16 protein-coding genes are annotated in these 17,309 nt (G+C 76.4%); 10 read left to right on the forward strand and 6 right to left on the reverse strand.

Annotation, left to right across the window (positions count from 1 at the left end):
• Positions 1–192: 192 nt before the first annotated feature.
• The 3 genes from ACI782_RS23175 (at position 193) to ACI782_RS23185 (ending at position 2,375) form a co-directional block, all read left to right on the forward strand.
• Positions 193–1,626, forward strand: a complete 1,434-nt coding sequence (locus ACI782_RS23175; RefSeq protein ID WP_456912464.1) for a GuaB1 family IMP dehydrogenase-related protein — start codon at positions 193–195, stop codon at positions 1,624–1,626.
• A complete protein-coding gene (locus tag ACI782_RS23180; RefSeq protein WP_456912465.1) occupies positions 1,623–1,970 on the forward strand; it encodes a metallopeptidase family protein in 348 nt (115 codons plus the stop codon). The genes ACI782_RS23175 and ACI782_RS23180 overlap by 4 nt, the downstream gene beginning before the upstream one ends.
• Positions 1,971–2,045: 75 nt before the next feature.
• A complete protein-coding gene (locus ACI782_RS23185; RefSeq protein WP_456912466.1) occupies positions 2,046–2,375 on the forward strand; it encodes a GroES family chaperonin in 330 nt (109 codons plus the stop codon).
• Positions 2,376–2,434: 59 nt separating this feature from the next.
• Here ACI782_RS23185 and ACI782_RS23190 read toward each other — a convergent pair whose 3' ends face one another.
• Complete coding sequence (locus ACI782_RS23190) at positions 2,435–2,908, reverse strand: MarR family transcriptional regulator (protein WP_456912467.1); 474 nt, start codon at positions 2,906–2,908, stop codon at positions 2,435–2,437.
• 78 nt (positions 2,909–2,986) lie between these two features.
• Between ACI782_RS23190 and ACI782_RS23195 the strand changes: the two genes are divergently transcribed.
• Positions 2,987–5,098, forward strand: coding sequence for an MMPL family transporter (locus tag ACI782_RS23195; RefSeq protein WP_456912468.1), 2,112 nt, complete (start codon positions 2,987–2,989; stop codon positions 5,096–5,098).
• Positions 5,099–5,175: 77 nt separating this feature from the next.
• On the opposite strand, the gene pheA is transcribed toward ACI782_RS23195, so the two are convergent.
• Complete coding sequence (gene pheA / locus ACI782_RS23200; protein WP_456912500.1) at positions 5,176–6,114, reverse strand: prephenate dehydratase; 939 nt, start codon at positions 6,112–6,114, stop codon at positions 5,176–5,178.
• A 123-nt stretch (positions 6,115–6,237) separates the two neighbouring features.
• On the opposite strand from pheA, the gene ACI782_RS23205 reads away from it, so the two are divergent.
• The 3 genes from ACI782_RS23205 to larC all read left to right on the forward strand — a co-directional run bounded on the left by ACI782_RS23205 (position 6,238) and on the right by larC (position 12,085).
• The gene (locus ACI782_RS23205) at positions 6,238–7,893 is read left to right on the forward strand and encodes a diguanylate cyclase (protein ID WP_456912469.1); all 1,656 of its coding nucleotides are present in this window, start codon (positions 6,238–6,240) and stop codon (positions 7,891–7,893) included.
• Between the two features lie 113 nt (positions 7,894–8,006).
• A complete protein-coding gene (locus ACI782_RS23210; protein ID WP_456912470.1) occupies positions 8,007–10,757 on the forward strand; it encodes a diguanylate cyclase domain-containing protein in 2,751 nt (916 codons plus the stop codon).
• A 155-nt stretch (positions 10,758–10,912) separates the two neighbouring features.
• Positions 10,913–12,085, forward strand: a complete 1,173-nt coding sequence (larC, locus tag ACI782_RS23215; RefSeq protein ID WP_456912471.1) for a nickel pincer cofactor biosynthesis protein LarC — start codon at positions 10,913–10,915, stop codon at positions 12,083–12,085.
• Here the strand turns inward: larC and ACI782_RS23220 are convergent.
• Positions 12,070–13,188: an MFS transporter gene (locus tag ACI782_RS23220; RefSeq protein ID WP_456912472.1), complete on the reverse strand. Its 1,119-nt coding sequence runs from the start codon at positions 13,186–13,188 to the stop codon at positions 12,070–12,072. The two genes, larC and ACI782_RS23220, sit on opposite strands and share 16 nt — an antisense overlap.
• Before the next feature lie 323 nt (positions 13,189–13,511).
• On the opposite strand from ACI782_RS23220, the gene ACI782_RS23225 reads away from it, so the two are divergent.
• Entirely contained in the window at positions 13,512–14,111 is a 600-nt protein-coding gene (locus ACI782_RS23225; protein WP_456912473.1) for a TMEM165/GDT1 family protein, read from the forward strand.
• Between the two features lie 3 nt (positions 14,112–14,114).
• On the opposite strand, the gene ACI782_RS23230 is transcribed toward ACI782_RS23225, so the two are convergent.
• Positions 14,115–14,705 carry a TetR/AcrR family transcriptional regulator gene (locus tag ACI782_RS23230; protein ID WP_456912474.1) on the reverse strand — a complete coding sequence of 197 codons (591 nt, stop codon included), beginning with the start codon at positions 14,703–14,705 and terminating at the stop codon, positions 14,115–14,117.
• Positions 14,706–14,774: 69 nt separating this feature from the next.
• Here ACI782_RS23230 and ACI782_RS23235 point away from each other — a divergent pair, with 69 nt between their 5' ends.
• Positions 14,775–15,155, forward strand: coding sequence for a hypothetical protein (locus ACI782_RS23235; RefSeq protein ID WP_456912475.1), 381 nt, complete (start codon positions 14,775–14,777; stop codon positions 15,153–15,155).
• Positions 15,156–15,180: 25 nt separating this feature from the next.
• Positions 15,181–15,627 (forward strand): YdeI/OmpD-associated family protein, encoded by a 447-nt coding sequence (locus ACI782_RS23240; RefSeq protein WP_456912476.1) that lies wholly within the window; start codon positions 15,181–15,183, stop codon positions 15,625–15,627.
• A gap of 46 nt (positions 15,628–15,673) precedes the next feature.
• Here ACI782_RS23240 and ACI782_RS23245 read toward each other — a convergent pair whose 3' ends face one another.
• Both ACI782_RS23245 and ACI782_RS23250 read right to left on the reverse strand, forming a co-directional pair.
• Positions 15,674–16,579 (reverse strand): haloalkane dehalogenase, encoded by a 906-nt coding sequence (locus ACI782_RS23245; RefSeq protein ID WP_456912477.1) that lies wholly within the window; start codon positions 16,577–16,579, stop codon positions 15,674–15,676.
• A gap of 11 nt (positions 16,580–16,590) precedes the next feature.
• Positions 16,591–17,202 carry a DinB family protein gene (locus ACI782_RS23250; RefSeq protein ID WP_456912478.1) on the reverse strand — a complete coding sequence of 204 codons (612 nt, stop codon included), beginning with the start codon at positions 17,200–17,202 and terminating at the stop codon, positions 16,591–16,593.
• Positions 17,203–17,309: the final 107 nt, after the last annotated feature.

The raw sequence follows: 17,309 nt of genomic DNA on the forward strand, positions 1-17,309 counted from the left end.
CCCCCCCCCCCCCCCCCCCCCCCCCCCCCCCCCCCCCCCCCCCCCCCCCCCCCCCCCCCCCCCCCCCCCCCCCCCCCCCCCACCCCCCCCCCCCCCCCCACCCCCCCCCCCCCCCCCCCCCCCCCCCCCCCCCCCCCCCCCCCCCCCCCCCCCCCCCCCCGGGGGTGGGCCGTCGTCAGGGACACTGGGGGCATGCGCTTCCTCGGCGGCACCCGCCCGGCGACCGACCTGACCTACGCCGACGTCTTCATGGTGCCCAACCACTCCACCGTGGGCTCCCGGCTCGAGGTGGACCTCACCACCCCGGACGGCGTCGGCACGACCATCCCGGTGGTCGTCGCCAACATGACCGCGATCTCCGGACGACGGATGGCCGAGACCGTCGCCCGCCGCGGGGGCCTGGCCGTGCTGCCGCAGGACATCCCGGTGGACGTCGTCGCCGAGGTCGTGTCCTGGGTCAAGCAGCGGCACCCGGTCTACGACACCCCGATCACGCTCTCCCCGACCTCCACCGTGGCCGAGGCGCTGTCGCTGATGCACAAGCGCGCCCACGGCGTGGTGGTCGTCGTCGACGAGGCGCACCGCCCGGTCGGCATCGTCACCGACGGCGCCTGCCAGGACGTCGACCGGTTCAGCCAGCTGGCGCAGGTGATGACCGAGCCGCTGACCGTCCCGGCCGGCACCGACCTGCCCAAGATCTTCGACGTCCTCTCCGAGGAGCGGGTCAACGCCGCGCCGGTGGTCGAGGGCGACCGGCTGGTCGGGGTCGTCACCCGCAAGGGCGCGCTGCGCTCGGCGCTCTACCTCCCCGCGGTCGACGGCGACGGCCACCTGCTCACCTCCGCCGCCGTCGGCATCAACGGGGACGTCGCCGGCAAGGCCGGTGCGCTGCTGGCCGCGGGCGTCGACGTGCTGGTGGTCGACACCGCACACGGACACCAGGAGAAGGCGGTCGAGGCGGTGCGCGCGACGCGGTCGGTGGCCGGGTCGGCGCCGGTGGTGGCCGGCAACGTGGTCACCGCCGAGGGCACCCGCGACCTCATCGAGGCCGGCGCGGACGTCGTCAAGGTCGGCGTCGGCCCGGGCGCGATGTGCACCACGCGGATGATGACCGGCGTCGGCCGGCCGCAGTTCTCCGCCGTCGAGGAGTGCGCGGCGGCCGCCCGCGCCCTGGGCAAGCACGTGTGGGCCGACGGCGGCGTGCGCCACCCGCGCGACGTCGCACTGGCGCTGGCCGCCGGCGCGGCGAACGTGATGGTCGGCTCCTGGTTCGCCGGCACCTACGAGAGCGCCGGCGACATCCACGACGACGGTCAGGGCCGGCTCTACAAGGAGTCCTTCGGCATGGCCTCGGCCCGCGCGGTCAAGGCCCGGACGGCGACCCAGAGCGGGTTCGATCGTGCCCGCGCCGGCCTGTTCGAGGAGGGCATCAGCTCCTCGCGCATGTACCTCGACCCCGCCCGCCCGGGCGTCGAGGACCTGATCGACCAGATCGTCGCCGGGGTGCGGTCCTCGTGCACCTACGCGGGCGCCCGCACCGTCGACGAGCTGCACGAGCGCGCGGTGCTGGGAGTGCAGAGCGCGGCCGGGTACGAGGAGGGCCGGCCGCTGCCGACGTCCTGGTGAGGCCGCTCCCCCGCGAGGTGTTCGAGCAGCTCGTCGCCGACGCGCTCGACGAGGTGCCGGCCGAGCTGATGGCGCTGCTGGACAACGTCGTCGTCCTCGTGGAGGACCGCAACGAGGCGGAGCCGGACCTCCTGGGCCTCTACGAGGGGTACGCGCTGACCGAGCGGGGCTGGCACTACGGCGGCGCGCTCCCCGACCGGATCATGATCTACCGCGAGGCCATCTGCGACATCTGCTCGACCGCCGAGGAGGTGGTCGAGGAGGTGACGATCACCGTCGTCCACGAGATCGCCCACCACTTCGGCATCGACGACGAGCGCCTGCACGAGCTCGGCTGGGGATGAGGCCCCCTCCGGTCGTGGCCTGAGCTTGCGAAGGGCTCGTGGGAGGGGGTCCTCACTCGCGTAACGTGGATCGACGTGGCTGACGTCAAGGGCTCAGGGCTGCCGATCAAGATGCTGCACGACCGCATCCTGGTGGCGCTGCGCAAGGAGGACGGCGAGCGCCGGTCCAGCGGCGGCATCCTCATCCCGGCGACGGCCCAGGTGGCCAAGCGGCTGGTGTGGGGCGAGGCGCGCGGAGTCGGCTCCAGCGTCCGCCAGGTGAAGGTCGGCGACCAGGTCCTGTTCTCCCCCGAGGACCAGCACGAGGTCGAGGTGCACGGCGAGGACCTGCTGATCCTCCGCGAGCGCGACGTGCACGCCGTGGCCGCCGAGCGGATCGAGGAGTCCACCGGCCTCTACCTGTGACCCCTCAGGCACAGGAACCAGCACGTGCGTCCTGAGGCCCGGGGCGTAGGGACCGCCTCCTATGCCTGGCCGTCCCCGGCGCGGGCGTGGCGCTCGATGACCTCGGTCATCTCCTCCAGGAACCGACGGACGACGGCCAGCTCCTCGTCGGAGTAGCCGCCCATCCTCCCGACCAGGTCGCGCTGCAGCCCGCCGAAGTGCTCGGCACCGGCGGCCATCGACGCGTCGGACATCTCCAGGACGACCCGGCGCCGGTCGCGCGGGTCGCGCACCCGGCGCACGTGGCCGGCCCGCTCCAGCCGGTCGACCAGCGCGGTCACCGACGCCGAGCTGAGCTGCACCGCCGCGCCGAGGGCACCGGCGGTGAGCGCCTCGCCCCGCCGTGCGGCGTCCATGATCGCCACCAGGGCCCGGACGTCGGTGCGGTTCAGCGCGTGCACCGCGGCGAACCGCTGACCGACCGCGTCCAGCTCGACGGTCAGCCGGCGCAACAGCAGGGCGACCTCCTGGCGCGCCGCGACGACCTCGCTCACCCACCACCTCCACTCGCGCGCGGGACCGACCCGTCGTAATCTCTCGATCGTCGAGATTGTCGACCCTCGAAGGACATCATGCGCTCCACCGTCCGCTGGCTGCTCCCCGCTCTCGTCGCCCTCCTCTGGCTCGGCCTCGCCGGACCCCTGGGACGGCTCAGCGGCGAGCTGACCCAGGTCCAGGAGAACGACTCCGCCGCCTTCCTGCCCGACAGCGCGGAGTCCACGCGGGTCACCGAGCTGCAGCGGGGCTTCGACACCGAGCGCAGCCTGCCGGTGATCGTGCTCTGGGAGGGCGACGGCGGCGCGCTGGACGACGCCCAGCTGGCCGAGGTCGCCGAGCGCGCCGACGAGGCGGTGTCGATCGCCGACGCGGCCGGAGCCCTGAGAGGCGAGGCGTCCCCGCCGATCCCGTCGGAGGACGGCGCGGCGGCGCAGGTGGTCCTGCCCTTCAGCCCCGACCTCGGCGACACGCTGGGCGAGGTCGTCGGCGAGCTGCGCGGACTGCCGCCCGTCGAGGGTACGACGGCGTACGTCACCGGGCCCGGCGCGGTCTTCTCCGACTTCGCCGAGGGCTTCTCCGGGATCGACGGCGTGCTGCTGCTGGCCGCGTTCGGCGTCGTCCTGCTCATCCTGCTGGTGGTCTACCGCAGCCCGCTGCTGCCGCTGCTGGTCATCGGCACCGCGGGGATGGCGCTGGTCGTGGCCCTCGCCGTGGCCTACCTCCTCGCGCGGGAGGGGTGGATCGCCGTCAACGGCCAGAGCCAGGGCATCGCGTCGATCCTCGTGGTGGGCGCCGCCACCGACTACGGCCTGCTGCTGGTCGCGCGCTACCGCGAGGAGCTGCGCCGGGAGCGATCGCGGTTCACGGCCATGCGCGTGGCGCTGAGGCAGTCGTGGGAGCCGATCGTGGCCAGCGGCGCCACCGTCGTCCTGGGCGTGCTCTGCCTGCTCTTCTCCGACCTGGGCTCCAACCGCGGCCTGGGACCGATCTCGGCGGTCGGCATCGCGTTCGCCGTGCTCGCCGCGCTCACCTTCCTGCCCGCGGTGCTGGTGCTCCTCGGCCGGGCGGCGTTCTGGCCGTTCCGACCCCGGTACGGCGACGCGCAGGCGCACGGTCGCGGCTGGGAGCGGGTCGCCACCGGCGTCGGCCGCCGTCCCGGCCGGGTGCTGCTCGGCAGCCTCGGCCTGCTGGTCGTGCTCGCGGCGTTCGCGCCCACGTTCGACGCCGACGGGATCGCCCTGTCCGACGCCGTCCGCGGCGGCTCGCCGTCGGCCACCGGCCAGGAGGCCCTCGAGCGGCACTTCGCGGCCGGCGGCGCCAGCCCGGCCGTGGTCGTCACGCCGGCCGACGGCTGGGAGGCGGTGGCCGACGCGGCCGCCGCCGTGGACGGCGTCACCGGGGTCGTCCCGTTCACCGGCGAGCGGCCCGGCGCCGGCTCGGGGCGGCCGGTGGAGGTGGACGGGCTGGTCCGGCTCGACGCCATCCTCGCCGACGCCCCGGACGGCGAGGCGGCCCGGGACACCGTCGCGGACCTGCGGACGGCGGTGCGCGACGTCGACCCGGAGGCGCTGGTCGGCGGGGCCACGGCGAGCGACCTGGACACCCAGGAGACCGCCGCCCGCGACCTCGCGGTGATCGTGCCGCTGGTGCTGGCCGTCATCACCGTCGTGCTGGCGCTGCTGCTGCGGGCCCTGGTGGCGCCGGTCCTGCTGGTCGCGACGGTGGCGCTGAGCGTGCTGTCGACGGTCGGCGTCGGGTCCCTGGTCTTCGACTCCCTCTTCGACTTCCCCGGCAGCGATCCGCAGGTGCTGCTGATCGGCTTCGTGTTCCTGGTGGCGCTGGGGATCGACTACAACATCTTCCTGATGACCCGCGCCCGCGAGGAGTCGCTGCGCTCGGGCACCCGCGAGGGGATCCGGCGCGCGCTGGCCGTCACCGGCGGGGTCATCACCAGCGCCGGGCTGGTGCTGGCCGCGACCTTCGGCGCGCTCACCGTGCTGCCGCTGGTGATCCTCACCCAGCTGGGGTTCCTGGTCGGCTTCGGCGTGCTGCTCGACACCTTCGTCGTCCGCTCGCTGCTCGTGCCCGCCGCGGTCACCCTGCTCGGCGACCGCGTGTGGTGGCCCGGCCGGCCGGCGCGGAGGCGGGTGCGCCCGGCGCCCGACCGCGAGCCGGCGCCCGTCTGACCGGCCCCTGCACGGTCCCGCGGCCCCGTCCGGGGGCCCGCCCCGAGCCTGCGAAGGGGGGAGGACGGGGTCCTTCCTCAGACCTCCCCGGCGCGGACCCGCTGCAGCCAGTCCGCCGCCTCGGCGAAGGCGGGGTCGGTCGCGGTCCCGGGCACCGGCTTGTTGCCCCGCCCGTCGGCCCGCGGGTAGGAGCCGAGGAACCGGAGGTCCTCGCACACCCGGTGCAGCGCGGCCAGTGCCTCCCCCACCCGGGCGTCGGCCACGTGCCCCTCGCAGTCGAGGGAGAACGAGTAGACGCCCAGCCGCTCCCGCGTGGGCCGCGACTCGATGCGGGTCAGGCTGATCCCCCGGACGGAGAACTCGCGCAGCAGCTCCAGCAGGGCGCCGGTGCGGTCGCTCACCACGGCGACCAGTGAGGTCTTGTCCTCGCCCGTCGGCGCGGGCAGCGGGCCGGGCGGAGCGACCAGCACGAAGCGGGTCACCGCGCCGGGGTGGTCGGCGACGTCGTCCGCCAGGGCGGCCAGGCCGTAGCGCTCGGCGGCGATGGGCGCGCACACCGCGGCGTCGACGGCGCCCTCGGCGACCTGCCGGGCCGCCTCGGCGGTGGAGGTCGCCGGCAGCGGGACCACGCCGGGGAGCAGCTCGGCCAGCCGCCGGGAGGTCTGCGCCAGCGCGTGCGGGTGGCTGGCGGCCGAGCGGACGTCGGCCGGCCGCGTCCCGGGCCGGACGGCGAGGACGAAGGAGACCGCCAGGAACACCTCGCGGGTGATCAGCAACGGGGCGCCGTCGGCCAACCCGTCCATGGTCGCCGGCACCGAGCCCTCGACCGAGTTCTCCAGGGGTACCAGGGCTGCGTCGGCCTCCCCGGACCGGACGGCGGCCAGTGCGGCGGCGACGCTGGCGGCGGGCTGACGCGTCCCCTCCCCAGGGGGAACGGCACTGCTCAGCGCCGCTTCGGCGAAGGTACCCTCGGGCCCGAGGTAGGCGAACCGCGTCGGGGGCCGAGCCGAAGGCATCGCAGACACCCGACGAGGGTAGTGGCGCCGGGCCGGGGCGCACGCTCCACCCGGGGGGAGCGTCGTCGCGCCCGGCAGCAGGCGGCCGCACCGGCCGCCTCCACCCGTCGATGGAGGACATGCGTGACCCCCGGCCCCGAGCGCCTCACCGAGGGTGGCCTCGATGAGGCGCTCTGGCGTCTGCTGGCCGCGAGCGACCGCGACGACCCCACCGCCTTCACCGCCGAGCACGACCGGGCCGAGGCCGCCCTGGCCGCCAGCGCCGACCCCGCCTGGATCGCCTGGCGGCACGCCCTGGCCGCTCGCCGCAGCCTGCTGGACGGCGACCGCGAGCGGGCCGCCGCCGGGGTGTCCGCGGCCCGGGAGGCCCTCGGGCGGTGCGTGCCCAGCGCCCGGACCGCCCTCACGCTGGCCTACCTGGCCCACGTCGAGGTGACCGCCGACCACCTCGACGCCGCGATGCTGCTGGCCGTCGACGCCAGCCTGCTCACCGAGGGCCCGTCCGTCGGCGGTCCCTCCCGGGATCTGCACCAGGCCCACCTGTGGCTGTCCCTGACGCTGACCGCCCTCGACCTGGAGGAGCTCGCCGTCGCCCAGGCCCTGGTCGGACACCGGGTCGCCGGCCGGCTGCCGTGCCCGGAGGACCAGTGGCGGCTGCTGCAGCTGTGTGCCCAGCAGCACGCCGAGCTGGCCCACACCCTGCACCGCCGTGGGGACACCGACCGCTCGCGGGAGCTGGCCGGGGTCGCCGTCGAGTGCGCGCAGGCCGCGCGGGAGCTGGGCTGGGAGCCCGAGCCCGGCGACCAGGACCTGCTGGACCTCGTCCAGGCGTGGGCGATGTCCTCCCGGGGCGAGCCGGACGAGGCCCTGGGGCCGATGCGCCGGGCGCACCGGCGCATCCACCGGGACGGCGGGATCTGGCTGCGCGGGTACGGCGACCTGGTGCTCGCCCGGTTGCTCACCCGTCTGGACCAGGCGCACGCCGGCGGCGGGCACGGCGCCGAGGCCACCGACCTGCTGGTGGACGCCGCCGGGGCGTTCGCTGCCACCGGGGACCGCCGGCGCTACCGGCAGTGCCTGCTCGAGCTGGGCCAGAGCACCGCCGCGATGGGCCGGCCCGCCGAGGCGCTGCACTGGCTGGAGGCCTACCGGGCCGACACCGGCCGCGCCCACGTCCGCGGCCGCCAGTTGTGGGCGGAGATGTTCGTGCGGCGCAGCCGGCTGCGGGAGGCGGAGCGGCAGACCGCCGTCCTCCGCCGGCACGCCATGGAGGACCCGCTCACCGGCCTGGGCAACCGGCGCAGCGCCGAGCGCCGGCTGGCCAGCATGCGCCTGGGCGAGGAGCCGCTGTCGCTCGCCGTCGTCGACGTCGACCGCTTCAAGGAGGTCAACGACGACACCTCGCACTCGAACGGGGACGAGGTGCTGCGCCGGGTGGCCGCGCTGCTGCTCGAGCACAGCCGCGCCGGCGACGAGGTGTACCGCTGGGCGGGGGACGAGTTCCTCGTCGTCCTGCCCGCCGCGACCGAGCAGCAGGCGCTGGCCGCCATGGAGCGGCTGCGCGCGGCGGTGGCCGATGCCGACTGGGACGACCTGCACCTCACCGAGCCGGTGACCGTGAGCATCGGCGTGGCCACGGCGCCGGCCGCCGAGGAGGAGTCGATGGGCTGGCGGTCCCTGTTCGACACCGCCGACCTGCACCTGTTCTCCGCCAAGCGCAGCGGGCGCAACCGGGTCCGGGCCCCCGGCGGGCGAGCTCCGGTGGAGGGCGCGTCGTGAGCTCCTCTGCCGGGTGGGGCGGCTGTGACGAAACGGACGACGATCGTCACAGCCGTCGGCGCGCCCCCCGACCGGTGCTCGACTCTGTCGGTACCGACGTGCACAGTGCGCTCGTGCCACCGGGAGCCCTGCACCAGCAGGTGACCGCTGCCCTCTCGAACTGGCAGCTCGACGACGCCGAGGAGCTGCTCGCCGACGTCGAGTCCGACCCCTCGCCCTACGTGGCCCCCACCGGGCGCGACCGCGACGCGGAGACCCCCGCCGACCTCGGCCGTGCCTGGGCCGACACGCTGCGGGCGGAGCTGCTCGTGCGGCGGCTGCGGAAGGCCGGGTTCACCCTCGTCGGCGACCCGGTGGAGCCCCCGCACGGCACCGGCTCGCCGCCGGCGCTGGACCTGCACGCCGGCGTCGCCGAGCTGATCGACGGCGCGCCGAGCGGCGCCGAGGACGGCGACCCGCGGTCGGAGTCGGCCTCCCGCGCCGCGCTGGCGATCGCGCTGGTGCGCTCGGCGAAGGCCGCCTTCGACGCCGCCGACGACGAGCTGCAGCGCGCCGCCGGCCTGGCCCGTCACGCCCGCATCGAGCTGCTCTCCCGCCGCATCGACGCCGCGATGGACGAGGCGGTCGAGGCGGCCAGCCTGCTGGACTCCGCGCTCCCGCCGTCCGGGCTGCTCGTGGACACCCTGGGCACGCTGGCCGGGGTGCTGGCCGACCTCGAGCTCATGCCGCTCGCGCTGGACTACCGGCGGCGGGCGCACGAGACCGCCGTGGCCGCCGCGACGGTGCCCGGCGCGCTGACCCCCGAGGACGGCGACCCCGACGTCCTCGTCGCCCGCACCGCGACCCGCCTCGGTGAGCTGTCCGCCGAGCTCGGCGAGGGCCTGCTCGACGACGGCGTCCCGGAGTCGGCGGAGCCGCACTTCGCCGAGGCGCGGGAGCTGGCCGAGCGCGCGCTGGCCCTGCTGCCGCCGGAGTCCACGCTCGCGGTGGTCGCCGCCCAGGTCGTGCACGGCTGGGCGCTGGTCGGGCTCGGCGAGCACGCCGCGGCCGCCGGTCCGCTGCGCGCCGCCGTCCGGGTCACCACGGCCAGCGGCGACCGGGCCCTGCTCTCGGCGGCCCTGCTGGCGCTGGGCCGCGCGCTGCGCCGCCAGGGCGACGGCCACGGCGCCGACGAGCAGCTCGCGCAGGCCCTGGCCATCGCGACCGAGCACGGCCTGCCGCGCGTGCGCCGGGCGGCGCTGCGCGAGCTGTGCACGCTGCACTCCGAGCTGGACGACGCCGGCCGGGCCCTCCCCTACCTGCAGGCCTACCTGGCCGACGAGCTGGACCGGGTCGACGAGCGGCGCACCCGCTGGGTCGAGCTGTTCGACCGGCGCAAGAGCCTGCTGGAGACCGAGCGGGCCGCCGGGCAGCTGCGCCGGCAGGCGTACGAGGACCCGCTCACCCACCTGCCCAACCGCCGGTACGCCGAGGCGCGGCTGGACGGGCTGCTCTCCTCGGGCACCACGCCGGCGCTGGCCGTGGTCGACGTCGACCGGTTCAAGGAGGTCAACGACGCGGCCGGGCACCCCACCGGGGACGCCGTCCTGCGGACGGTGGCCGAGCTGCTCATCGCCGGGGTCCGTGACACCGACGAGGTGTGCCGCTGGGCCGGGGACGAGTTCGTCATCCTGCTGCCCGACACCACCGCCGAGCAGGCGGAGCGGGCGCTGGAGCGCGCCCGCCGCGCGGTCGCCGGGTTCGACTGGACGGGCCTCGGGGTCGACCTCCCGGTGACGATCAGCGTGGGCATCGCCTCGGCGACCCGCGGCGACGACCGGCGCACCCTGTTCGCCGCCGCCGACGGCGTGCTGTACGACGCCAAGCGCAGTGGCCGCAACCGCGTCGTCCGGATGTCGGCGGTCACCCAGACCCGGGCCGGGGACAGCCCGCTCGACGCCCTCTTCGGGCCGCCGGGGCGGACGGGAACTGCTGTGACGGGCGAGCCCGGTGGGGAGGACACGACCCCCGCCGACGCGCCGGAGGCCCCCGCGACCGCGCATAGGGTCCCTGACGTGCAGCCTTCCCCGCTGGACGACCCCGCCGGAGACCCCGGCGGCTTCGCTCCCCTCCTCGTCGAGCCCGTCGACCCGCCCCTGGGTCTGGGCAGCCCCGCCGAGCCCGCGCTCGGCCCGCTCCCGTCCGCGGGTGTCCGGCCGACCGAGCCCGGCCCGGTGGCGGCAGCGGCTCCGCCCGCCCGGGGGGTGCCGTCCGAGCCCGACGTCGTCTGGGGCACCGGGCGCGGCACCGAGCAGGTGCTCGCGCTCGTCCGCGAAGCGCGCCGGCAGTTCCCCGACCGGCCCGCGGTGGTGGTGCGCGCGACCGCCGAGACGCTGGTCGCGCTGGCCAGCGAGCACGACGCCTACACGACCGTCGACGCCGCGTCGATGTCCGCGGCGGTCGGCCCGCTGCCCGAGCCCGTGGGCCGGATCGGCGTGCTGGTCGGGGCCGGGGGTGACCTGCCCGTCGCCGCCGAGGCCGCCTTCGCCGCCCGCGTCACGGGCACCGAGGTGGTGCGGGTGGACGACGTCGGCGGCAGCAGGCTGCGCCCGCTCGTCGCCGACCCCTCGCTGCTCGAGGACGTCGACTGCCTGGTCGTCGTCGCCGGGCTGGACGCCTCGCTGGCCGGCCTGGTCGGCGCGCTGACCGACGTGCCGATCGTCGCCGTGCCCACCTCCACCGGGCAGCCGGGGTCCTTCGGCGGGTTCAGCGCGCTGCTCACCATGCTGAACTCGGCCTCGCCGGGTGTGGTGGTCAGCAACATCGACAACGGCCACGCCGCCGGCGTCTTCGCCGCGCGGATCGCCAGAAGGACCCGGAGATAGCGCGTGGGCCGGCGTGCGGCTGCTCGGTAGCCGGGGACGGCACTCGGCCGGGGTGGACCGGTCGCGGGGGCCGGAGGCCTCCCGACCGGGACACGGGCAGCGGCTCAGCGCGGGGGACGGCACCTGATCGCGGTGTCGTCCGGTAGGACGGCGATGTGATCGCTTGGCTCGACCTCGCTGCGGGGGCGTCCGGGGACCTGCTGCTCGGCGCGCTGGTCGACGCCGGGGTGCCGCTCGACGTCCCGGCCGCCGCGGTGGCCGCGCTGCCCGTGGAGCGCATCCGGCTGGTCGCGGAGCAGGTCAGCCGGCACGGGCTCGGCGCGACCCGGGTGCACGTGCACGCCCCGCCGTCCGCGCACACCCGCACCTGGGCCGACGTCCGCGAGCTGCTGGAGGACGCCGACCTCGCCCCCGCGGTCCGGGACGGCGCGCTGGACGTCTTCGAGCGGCTGGCCGTGGCCGAGGGCCGGGTGCACCGCGTCGCGCCGGAGAGCGTCCACTTCCACGAGGTCGGCGCTCTCGACGCGCTCGCCGACGTGGTCGGAGTGGTGGCCGCGTTCGAACACCTGCGGCTGGCGCGGCTCACCGCCTCCCCCGTCGCGCTGGGCAGCGGCTCGGTGCGCGGCGCGCACGGCGTCGTACCGGTCCCCGCGCCGGCGGTGCTGGAGCTGCTGGCCGGGGCGCCGGTGCACGCCGGCCCGGTGCCCGCCGAGGCCTGTACGCCCACCGGCGCCGCGCTGCTGGCGGCCCGGGTCGACGAGTGGACGACGCTGCCGCCGATGCGGGTCACCCGCGTCGGGACCGGCGCCGGCGCCCGCGACCCCGAGCAGCTGCCCAACGTCGTCCGGCTGGTGCTCGGGGAGCCGGAGCGGCCCACCCCGGCCTCGACGGTGGTGCTCGAGGCCAACGTCGACGACCTGGACCCGCGGCTGTGGCCCGGCGTGCTCGACCGGCTGCTGGCGGCCGGCGCCTCGGACGCCTGGCTGACCCCGATCCTCATGAAGAAGGGCCGCCCGGCGCACACCCTCTCGGTGCTGTGCCCGCCCGAGGCGGTCGACGAGCTCCGCACCGCCGTGTTCACCACGACGTCGACGATCGGGCTGCGCGTGCTGCCGGTCGGCAAGGTGGCGCTGGAGCGGGCGTCGGCGTCGGTGGCGGTCCTCGGCGGGCGGGTGGGCGTCAAGCTCGCCGTCCTCGACGGCCGGGTGGTCAACGTCAGCGTGGAGTTCGACGACGTGGCCGCGCTCGCTGCCCGGCTCGCGGCGCCGGTCAAGGAGGTGCTGCGCGCGGCGACGGCCGCCGCCGAGGCGGCCTACCCCGTGACCTGACCTGCCGCGGGCGGGCGGCGCAGGCCCGCGGCGACCACCGGCACGACGACGAGGAAGACCGCCGCCACCCCGCCGAGCCCGCCGAGCGCCCAGGCCGCGAACACCGGCAGCGAGGCCAGCTCGAGCCCCAGTCCCGCCACCGAGGTGATGGTCGCCCGGTGCGGTCCGGTGATGCGGTGCTGCAGGCGCGCCTCCCCGACGACCAGCACGGCGATGTAGATGCCGTAGGCCACGGCGAGCGCGGCCAGCGCCGCCGGCCGGGCCCACAGCGCCGTGACGGCGAGCAGCACCCCGGCGAGCGCGAGCAGCGCCGGCAGCGCGCCGTCGGGCAGCCGCTCGGCCCGGCCGGCCAGGGCTCCGCCGAGCGCCCCGGCCAGAGCGGTCGCCAGGACGGCGAACGGCACGACCTCGGTGGGCACGCCCCAGTCCCCGGCGAGGACGGGGAAGTACTCCTCGAACGCGTCCAGGCCGCCGAGGAGGGCGACGGCGAGGACGGTCAGCCGCAGGCCCGGGCGCAGCGCCTCAGCGACGCCCTGCCGGAGCGGCACGTCCTCCTCGTCGTCGTCCTCGGCGACGTGCCGGGCCTCGGGGAAGCGCAGCGCCAGCGCGGCCGCGGCCAGGCACACCCCGACGCTCACCCAGCCCACGGCGGGGTACCCGCCCAGGACGAACAGCGCGCTCGCCGCGGCCGCCGTCGGGATCTGCACCAGCAGCTCGGCGGCGGTCATCCAGCCGTTGACCCGGGTGTAGGACGACTCCGCGCCGACGGCCGCCAGCCCGTCGAACACCAGCGCCTCCGCGGCGCCGGAGACCAGCGCCGAGGACACGCCCCACAGCGCGAACCCGAGGGCGAAGGCCGGGGCCGCGGGGGCCGCCGTCCAGACGGCGAAGGCGGCCGCCTGCAGCACGCCGCCGAGGACCACGACCCCGCGTCGCGACCAGCGGTCGGCGAGGACGCCGGCCGGGACCTCGGTGAGCAGGCCGGTCACCGACCAGACGGCGAACAGCGCGGACACCTGCGCGTCGGACAGGCCGGTGTCGAGGAAGAGCAGCGCGTAGAGCGGGTAGTAGGGGACCAGCTCGGAGAGAGCGGCCCAGCCCACGGCCAACCGGGCCAGCGGCCGGGCCGCAGCGGTCAGGGGGGTCGTGGACGGGCGTCAACGGAACGGCATGCCGCGGACCGTAGCGCGGCTCGCCCCCGGCCCGCACCCGGGTTCCGGCGGCGCTCGGCTACGCTGGCGGGCCGAGAAGGGGAGCAGCCCCCGTCCGCTGGTCGACACGCTGGCGCACCACCTGTGGTGGTCGCCCGGTCAGCGGGCCCACGCCCCGGCGTGGGTGGGCGAGGCCTTCGGCCTGTGCAGTCCCGTGCTGCCGGTCGAAGGCGGGCCAGCACCCGCCCGGCAGTGCCGAGCGGAAGAGAGAACCCGTGCTGTCCCTGTCCGTCATCGCGACCGCGTTCGTCCTCGTCCTCCCGGTCGAGCTACCGGACAAGACGCTCTTCGCCAGCCTGGTGCTCGCCACCCGCCTCCCCCACTGGCCGGTGTTCGTCGGCGTCGGGGCGGCCTTCGGCCTTCAGGTGGCGATCGCGGTCACCGCGGGCAGCCTGCTGTCGCTGCTCCCCGAGGCGCTGGTCAGCGGCGTGGTCGCCGTCCTGTTCCTGGTCGGTGCGGTGCTGCTCTGGCGCAGCGCGAGCAGCGGACCGGAGGAGGCCGAGGACCTCGCCGCCGGCCGCGAGGGGACGTCGTTCCTCCGCGCCGCGGCCATCTCCTTCGGCGTGCTCTTCGCCGCGGAGTGGGGGGACCTCTCCCAGCTCGCGACCGCCGGCCTCGCCGCCCGCCTGGACGCACCGGTCTCGGTCTTCATCGGCGCCTGGGCCGCGCTGCTCACCGTCTCCGGCCTCGCCGTCTTCCTGGGCAAGAAGCTCGCCGACCGGCTGCCGGTGGCGCTGATCCGCCGGGTGGCCGCCGTCCTGTTCCTGGTGTTCGCCGTCGTGGCCGCCGTCGAGACGGTGCGCGTGCTGACCTGACCGCTAGCCCGCCCGGTCCCCCTCCGGAACCAGCAGCGCCAGGCGGCTGACGAGCGCGCCCACCTGGGCGCCGAGGTCGGGCCCCGGCAGCTCCGGGCCGGCCGAGCGCAGGCTCACCACGCCGTGCAGCGCCGTCCACACCAGGGCGGCGTCGGCGCGCGGGTCCCGGCTCGCCGACCGTCCCGCCGCGACGCAGGCGGCCACCGCCGCCACCAGGACGTCGAAGGCCGCCTGCCCGGCGGGCAGCCGCCGGGGCCCGAACGTCGCCCGGTAGCGGCCGGGCGCGGCCAGCCCGGCCGCCACGTAGGCCCGGCAGCCGGCGTGCAACCGGTCGACCGGGTCGTCGTGCTCGGCCACGGCCGCCGCGATCGCCGCCCGCAGGTCGGCGAAGGCCTCCGCGAGGACGGCGTCGAGCAGCGCGTCGAGGTCGGCGAAGTGGCCGTAGACGGCCGGGGCGCTCACGCCGGCCTCGCGGGCCACCGCGCGCAGGGTCACCGCCTCCAGCGAGCCGGTGCGCTCGACGAGGGTGGCGGCGGCCGTCAGCAGGTCGGCGCGGAGCCGACCCGGGGCCCGCGGAGCAGGGTCGGAAAGCACTTTACGAGTGTAAAGGCGGCGGCCTACCCTCTGCTTTACACACGTTAAGTCCCGATCCGAGGAGGAGCCGTGCCCGTCATCCCCGACCTGCCGTGGCAGGCCCCGACCGTGGGCGACGGCCCCGGCGTCGTGGTGCTCACCCAGCTGCACCTGCGCCGGTTCCGCGACGTCCCCGCCTTCCTGCGCGACTCGCTGGCCATCCGGAAGCAGGCCATGCGCTCCTCCGGGGCGCGCTCGCTGTTCCTCCGGGCCCGCCCCCTGGCCCGCCACTTCACGACCGTGTCGTGGTGGGACGACCAGGCGGCGATGCTCGCGTTCGTGCGGACCGACCCGCACCGCTCGGCGATGCGACGCTGGGGCCCGGAGATGCGGCACTTCAGCAACCGGTCGTTCCCGGGCAGCGCCGGCGTCGTCCCCACGGTGGCCGCCGCCGAGGCGCAGCCCGCCTGACCGGCCGAGGCCCTAGCCTGCGCGCATGGAGTTCCGGACGACCGTCGTGCTCGGCGGCAAGACCGCCACCGGCCTGCAGGTCCCCGACGACGTGGTGACGGCGCTCGGTGCCGGCAAGCGGCCGCCCGTCGTCGTGACCGTGGGCCGCCACACCTACCGGACGACGGTCGCCGCGATGAGCGGGGCGTTCTGGGTGCCGCTGGCCGCCGAGCACCGGGAGGCCGCGGGCGTGCGGGCCGGCGAGGAGGTCGACGTCCGCGTCGAGCTCGACACCGCACCCCGCGAGACCCCGCTGCCCGAGGACCTCGCGGCCGCCCTGGACGACGGCGCGCGGGCCTTCTTCGACGGGCTGGCCCCGTCGCACCGCAAGGAGTGGGTGCGCTGGGTCGAGGAGGCCAAGAAGCCCGAGACCCGCACCGCCCGGATCGCGAAGACCGCCGAGTCCCTGCGGGCCGGGAAGAAGGTGCGCTGACCGGCGTCCCCGCCGGCCGATCCGGTCCCGACCGCTCCTGGACGGTTCAGCGCAGCGTCGGGATCCACTCGGCCAGCGCGCGGCCGACCTCGTGCGGCGAGTCCTCCGGGACGAAGTGCGAGCCCGGCACGGTCACCTCGGTCAGCGCCGCCCACTTGCGCACGAAGGCGCGCTGCCGGCCGACGAGCAGGAACCCCGGGTCCGCGTCGACGAACAGCTTGGGGACCTCGCTCGTGCGCAGCCACTGCCCGTAGCGGGCGACGACGTCGCGCACCCGCGGGGGGACCCCCTCGATCGGGATCTGCCGCGGCCACTCCAGGGTGGGCCAGCGCTCCTCCGGGGTGGCGAAGGGCCGGCGGTAGCGCTCGTGCGCCTCCGGGCTCAGCCCGCGGGCCACCGAGGCGGGGAGCAGCCGTTCGACGAAGACGTTCTTCTCCAGCACCGCCGCCTCGCCGTCCGGGCCGCGCATGGTGCGGAAGATCTTCCGGGAGTTCGCCGGCCAGTCGGCCCAGGTCAGCGGCGTGACGATGCCCTCGGTGAACGCGATGCCCCGGACCGCGCCCGGGTGGCGGTGCGCCCAGTCGAAGCCGAGCGCCGAGCCCCAGTCGTGCAGCACGAAGGTGACCCGCTCGGTCGCGCCGACCGCGTCGAGGAAGCGCTCGAGGAAGCCGGAGTGGGCGGTGAAGGAGTACGTGCCCGGGCCGGGGTCGGGCAGCTTGTCGGAGTCCCCCATGCCGATGAGGTCGGGGGCCAGGCAACGGCCCAGGTGCCGCACGTGCGGGATGACGTTGCGCCACAGGTAGGACGACGTCGGGTTGCCGTGCAGGAAGACGATCGGATCACCCTCCCCCACCTCGACGTAGGCCATCTGGAGGTTGCCGTCCGCCCGCCGGTCGACCCGGACGCGCTTGCGCGGGAAGGGGTCCTCGGGTGAGACGTCGTCGGCGGCCATGCGGAGGATCCTCACCCATCGCCCGGGACCGCACCCGTCGGGGCGACCCCTCGTCCCGCGGCCCGCTGGGCGGCCGCCTCGACGCGGTAGCGGAAGGCGGCCCACTCCGCGGCGCTGCGCTCGGGCAGGTTCGAGTTCTCCGGGCTCATGCCGACGGCGCCGTCGACGAGCTCGCGGACGATGTCGGCGTGGCCTGCGTGCCGGGCCACCTCCACGCAGACGTGCACCAGGACGGTGTGCAGCGTCGGCCGGCGCCGCTCCTCCCGCCACCACGGCACCTCCCCGACGGCGTCGAGGGGCAGTGCCTCGATCGTGGCGTCGGCGTGGGCGGCCGCGAACCGGTACAGCTCGACGACCGCCTCGCGGGTCTCGTCGGCGGTCGCCCACATGTCGGCGTCCTCGCCCCCGTCATCCCAGGGGTGGGGGCGCCCGCCGGGCCGGCCGAACACGTCCCCGAAGTAGCCCAGCTGCACGTGGGCGACGTGCTTGAGCAGCCCCAGCAGGTTGGTGCCGGTCGGCGTCATCGGCCGGCGGACGGCGTACTCGTCGAGGCCGTCGAGCTTGGCCAGCAGGTCCCCCCGGCGGGCGCGCAGGTGGGTGAGCAGGTCCTCCTTCTCGTCCATGCGGGGGGAGCCTGCCCGACGAGAGGACCCGCCTGCCCCCCACGCCTCGCGAGCTCGGCGCGGGCCCCTGCAGGCGGGCCGAGATCGCGCTTGACCCTGACGCGACG

This window comes from Geodermatophilus sp. SYSU D00703 (assembly GCF_054050155.1).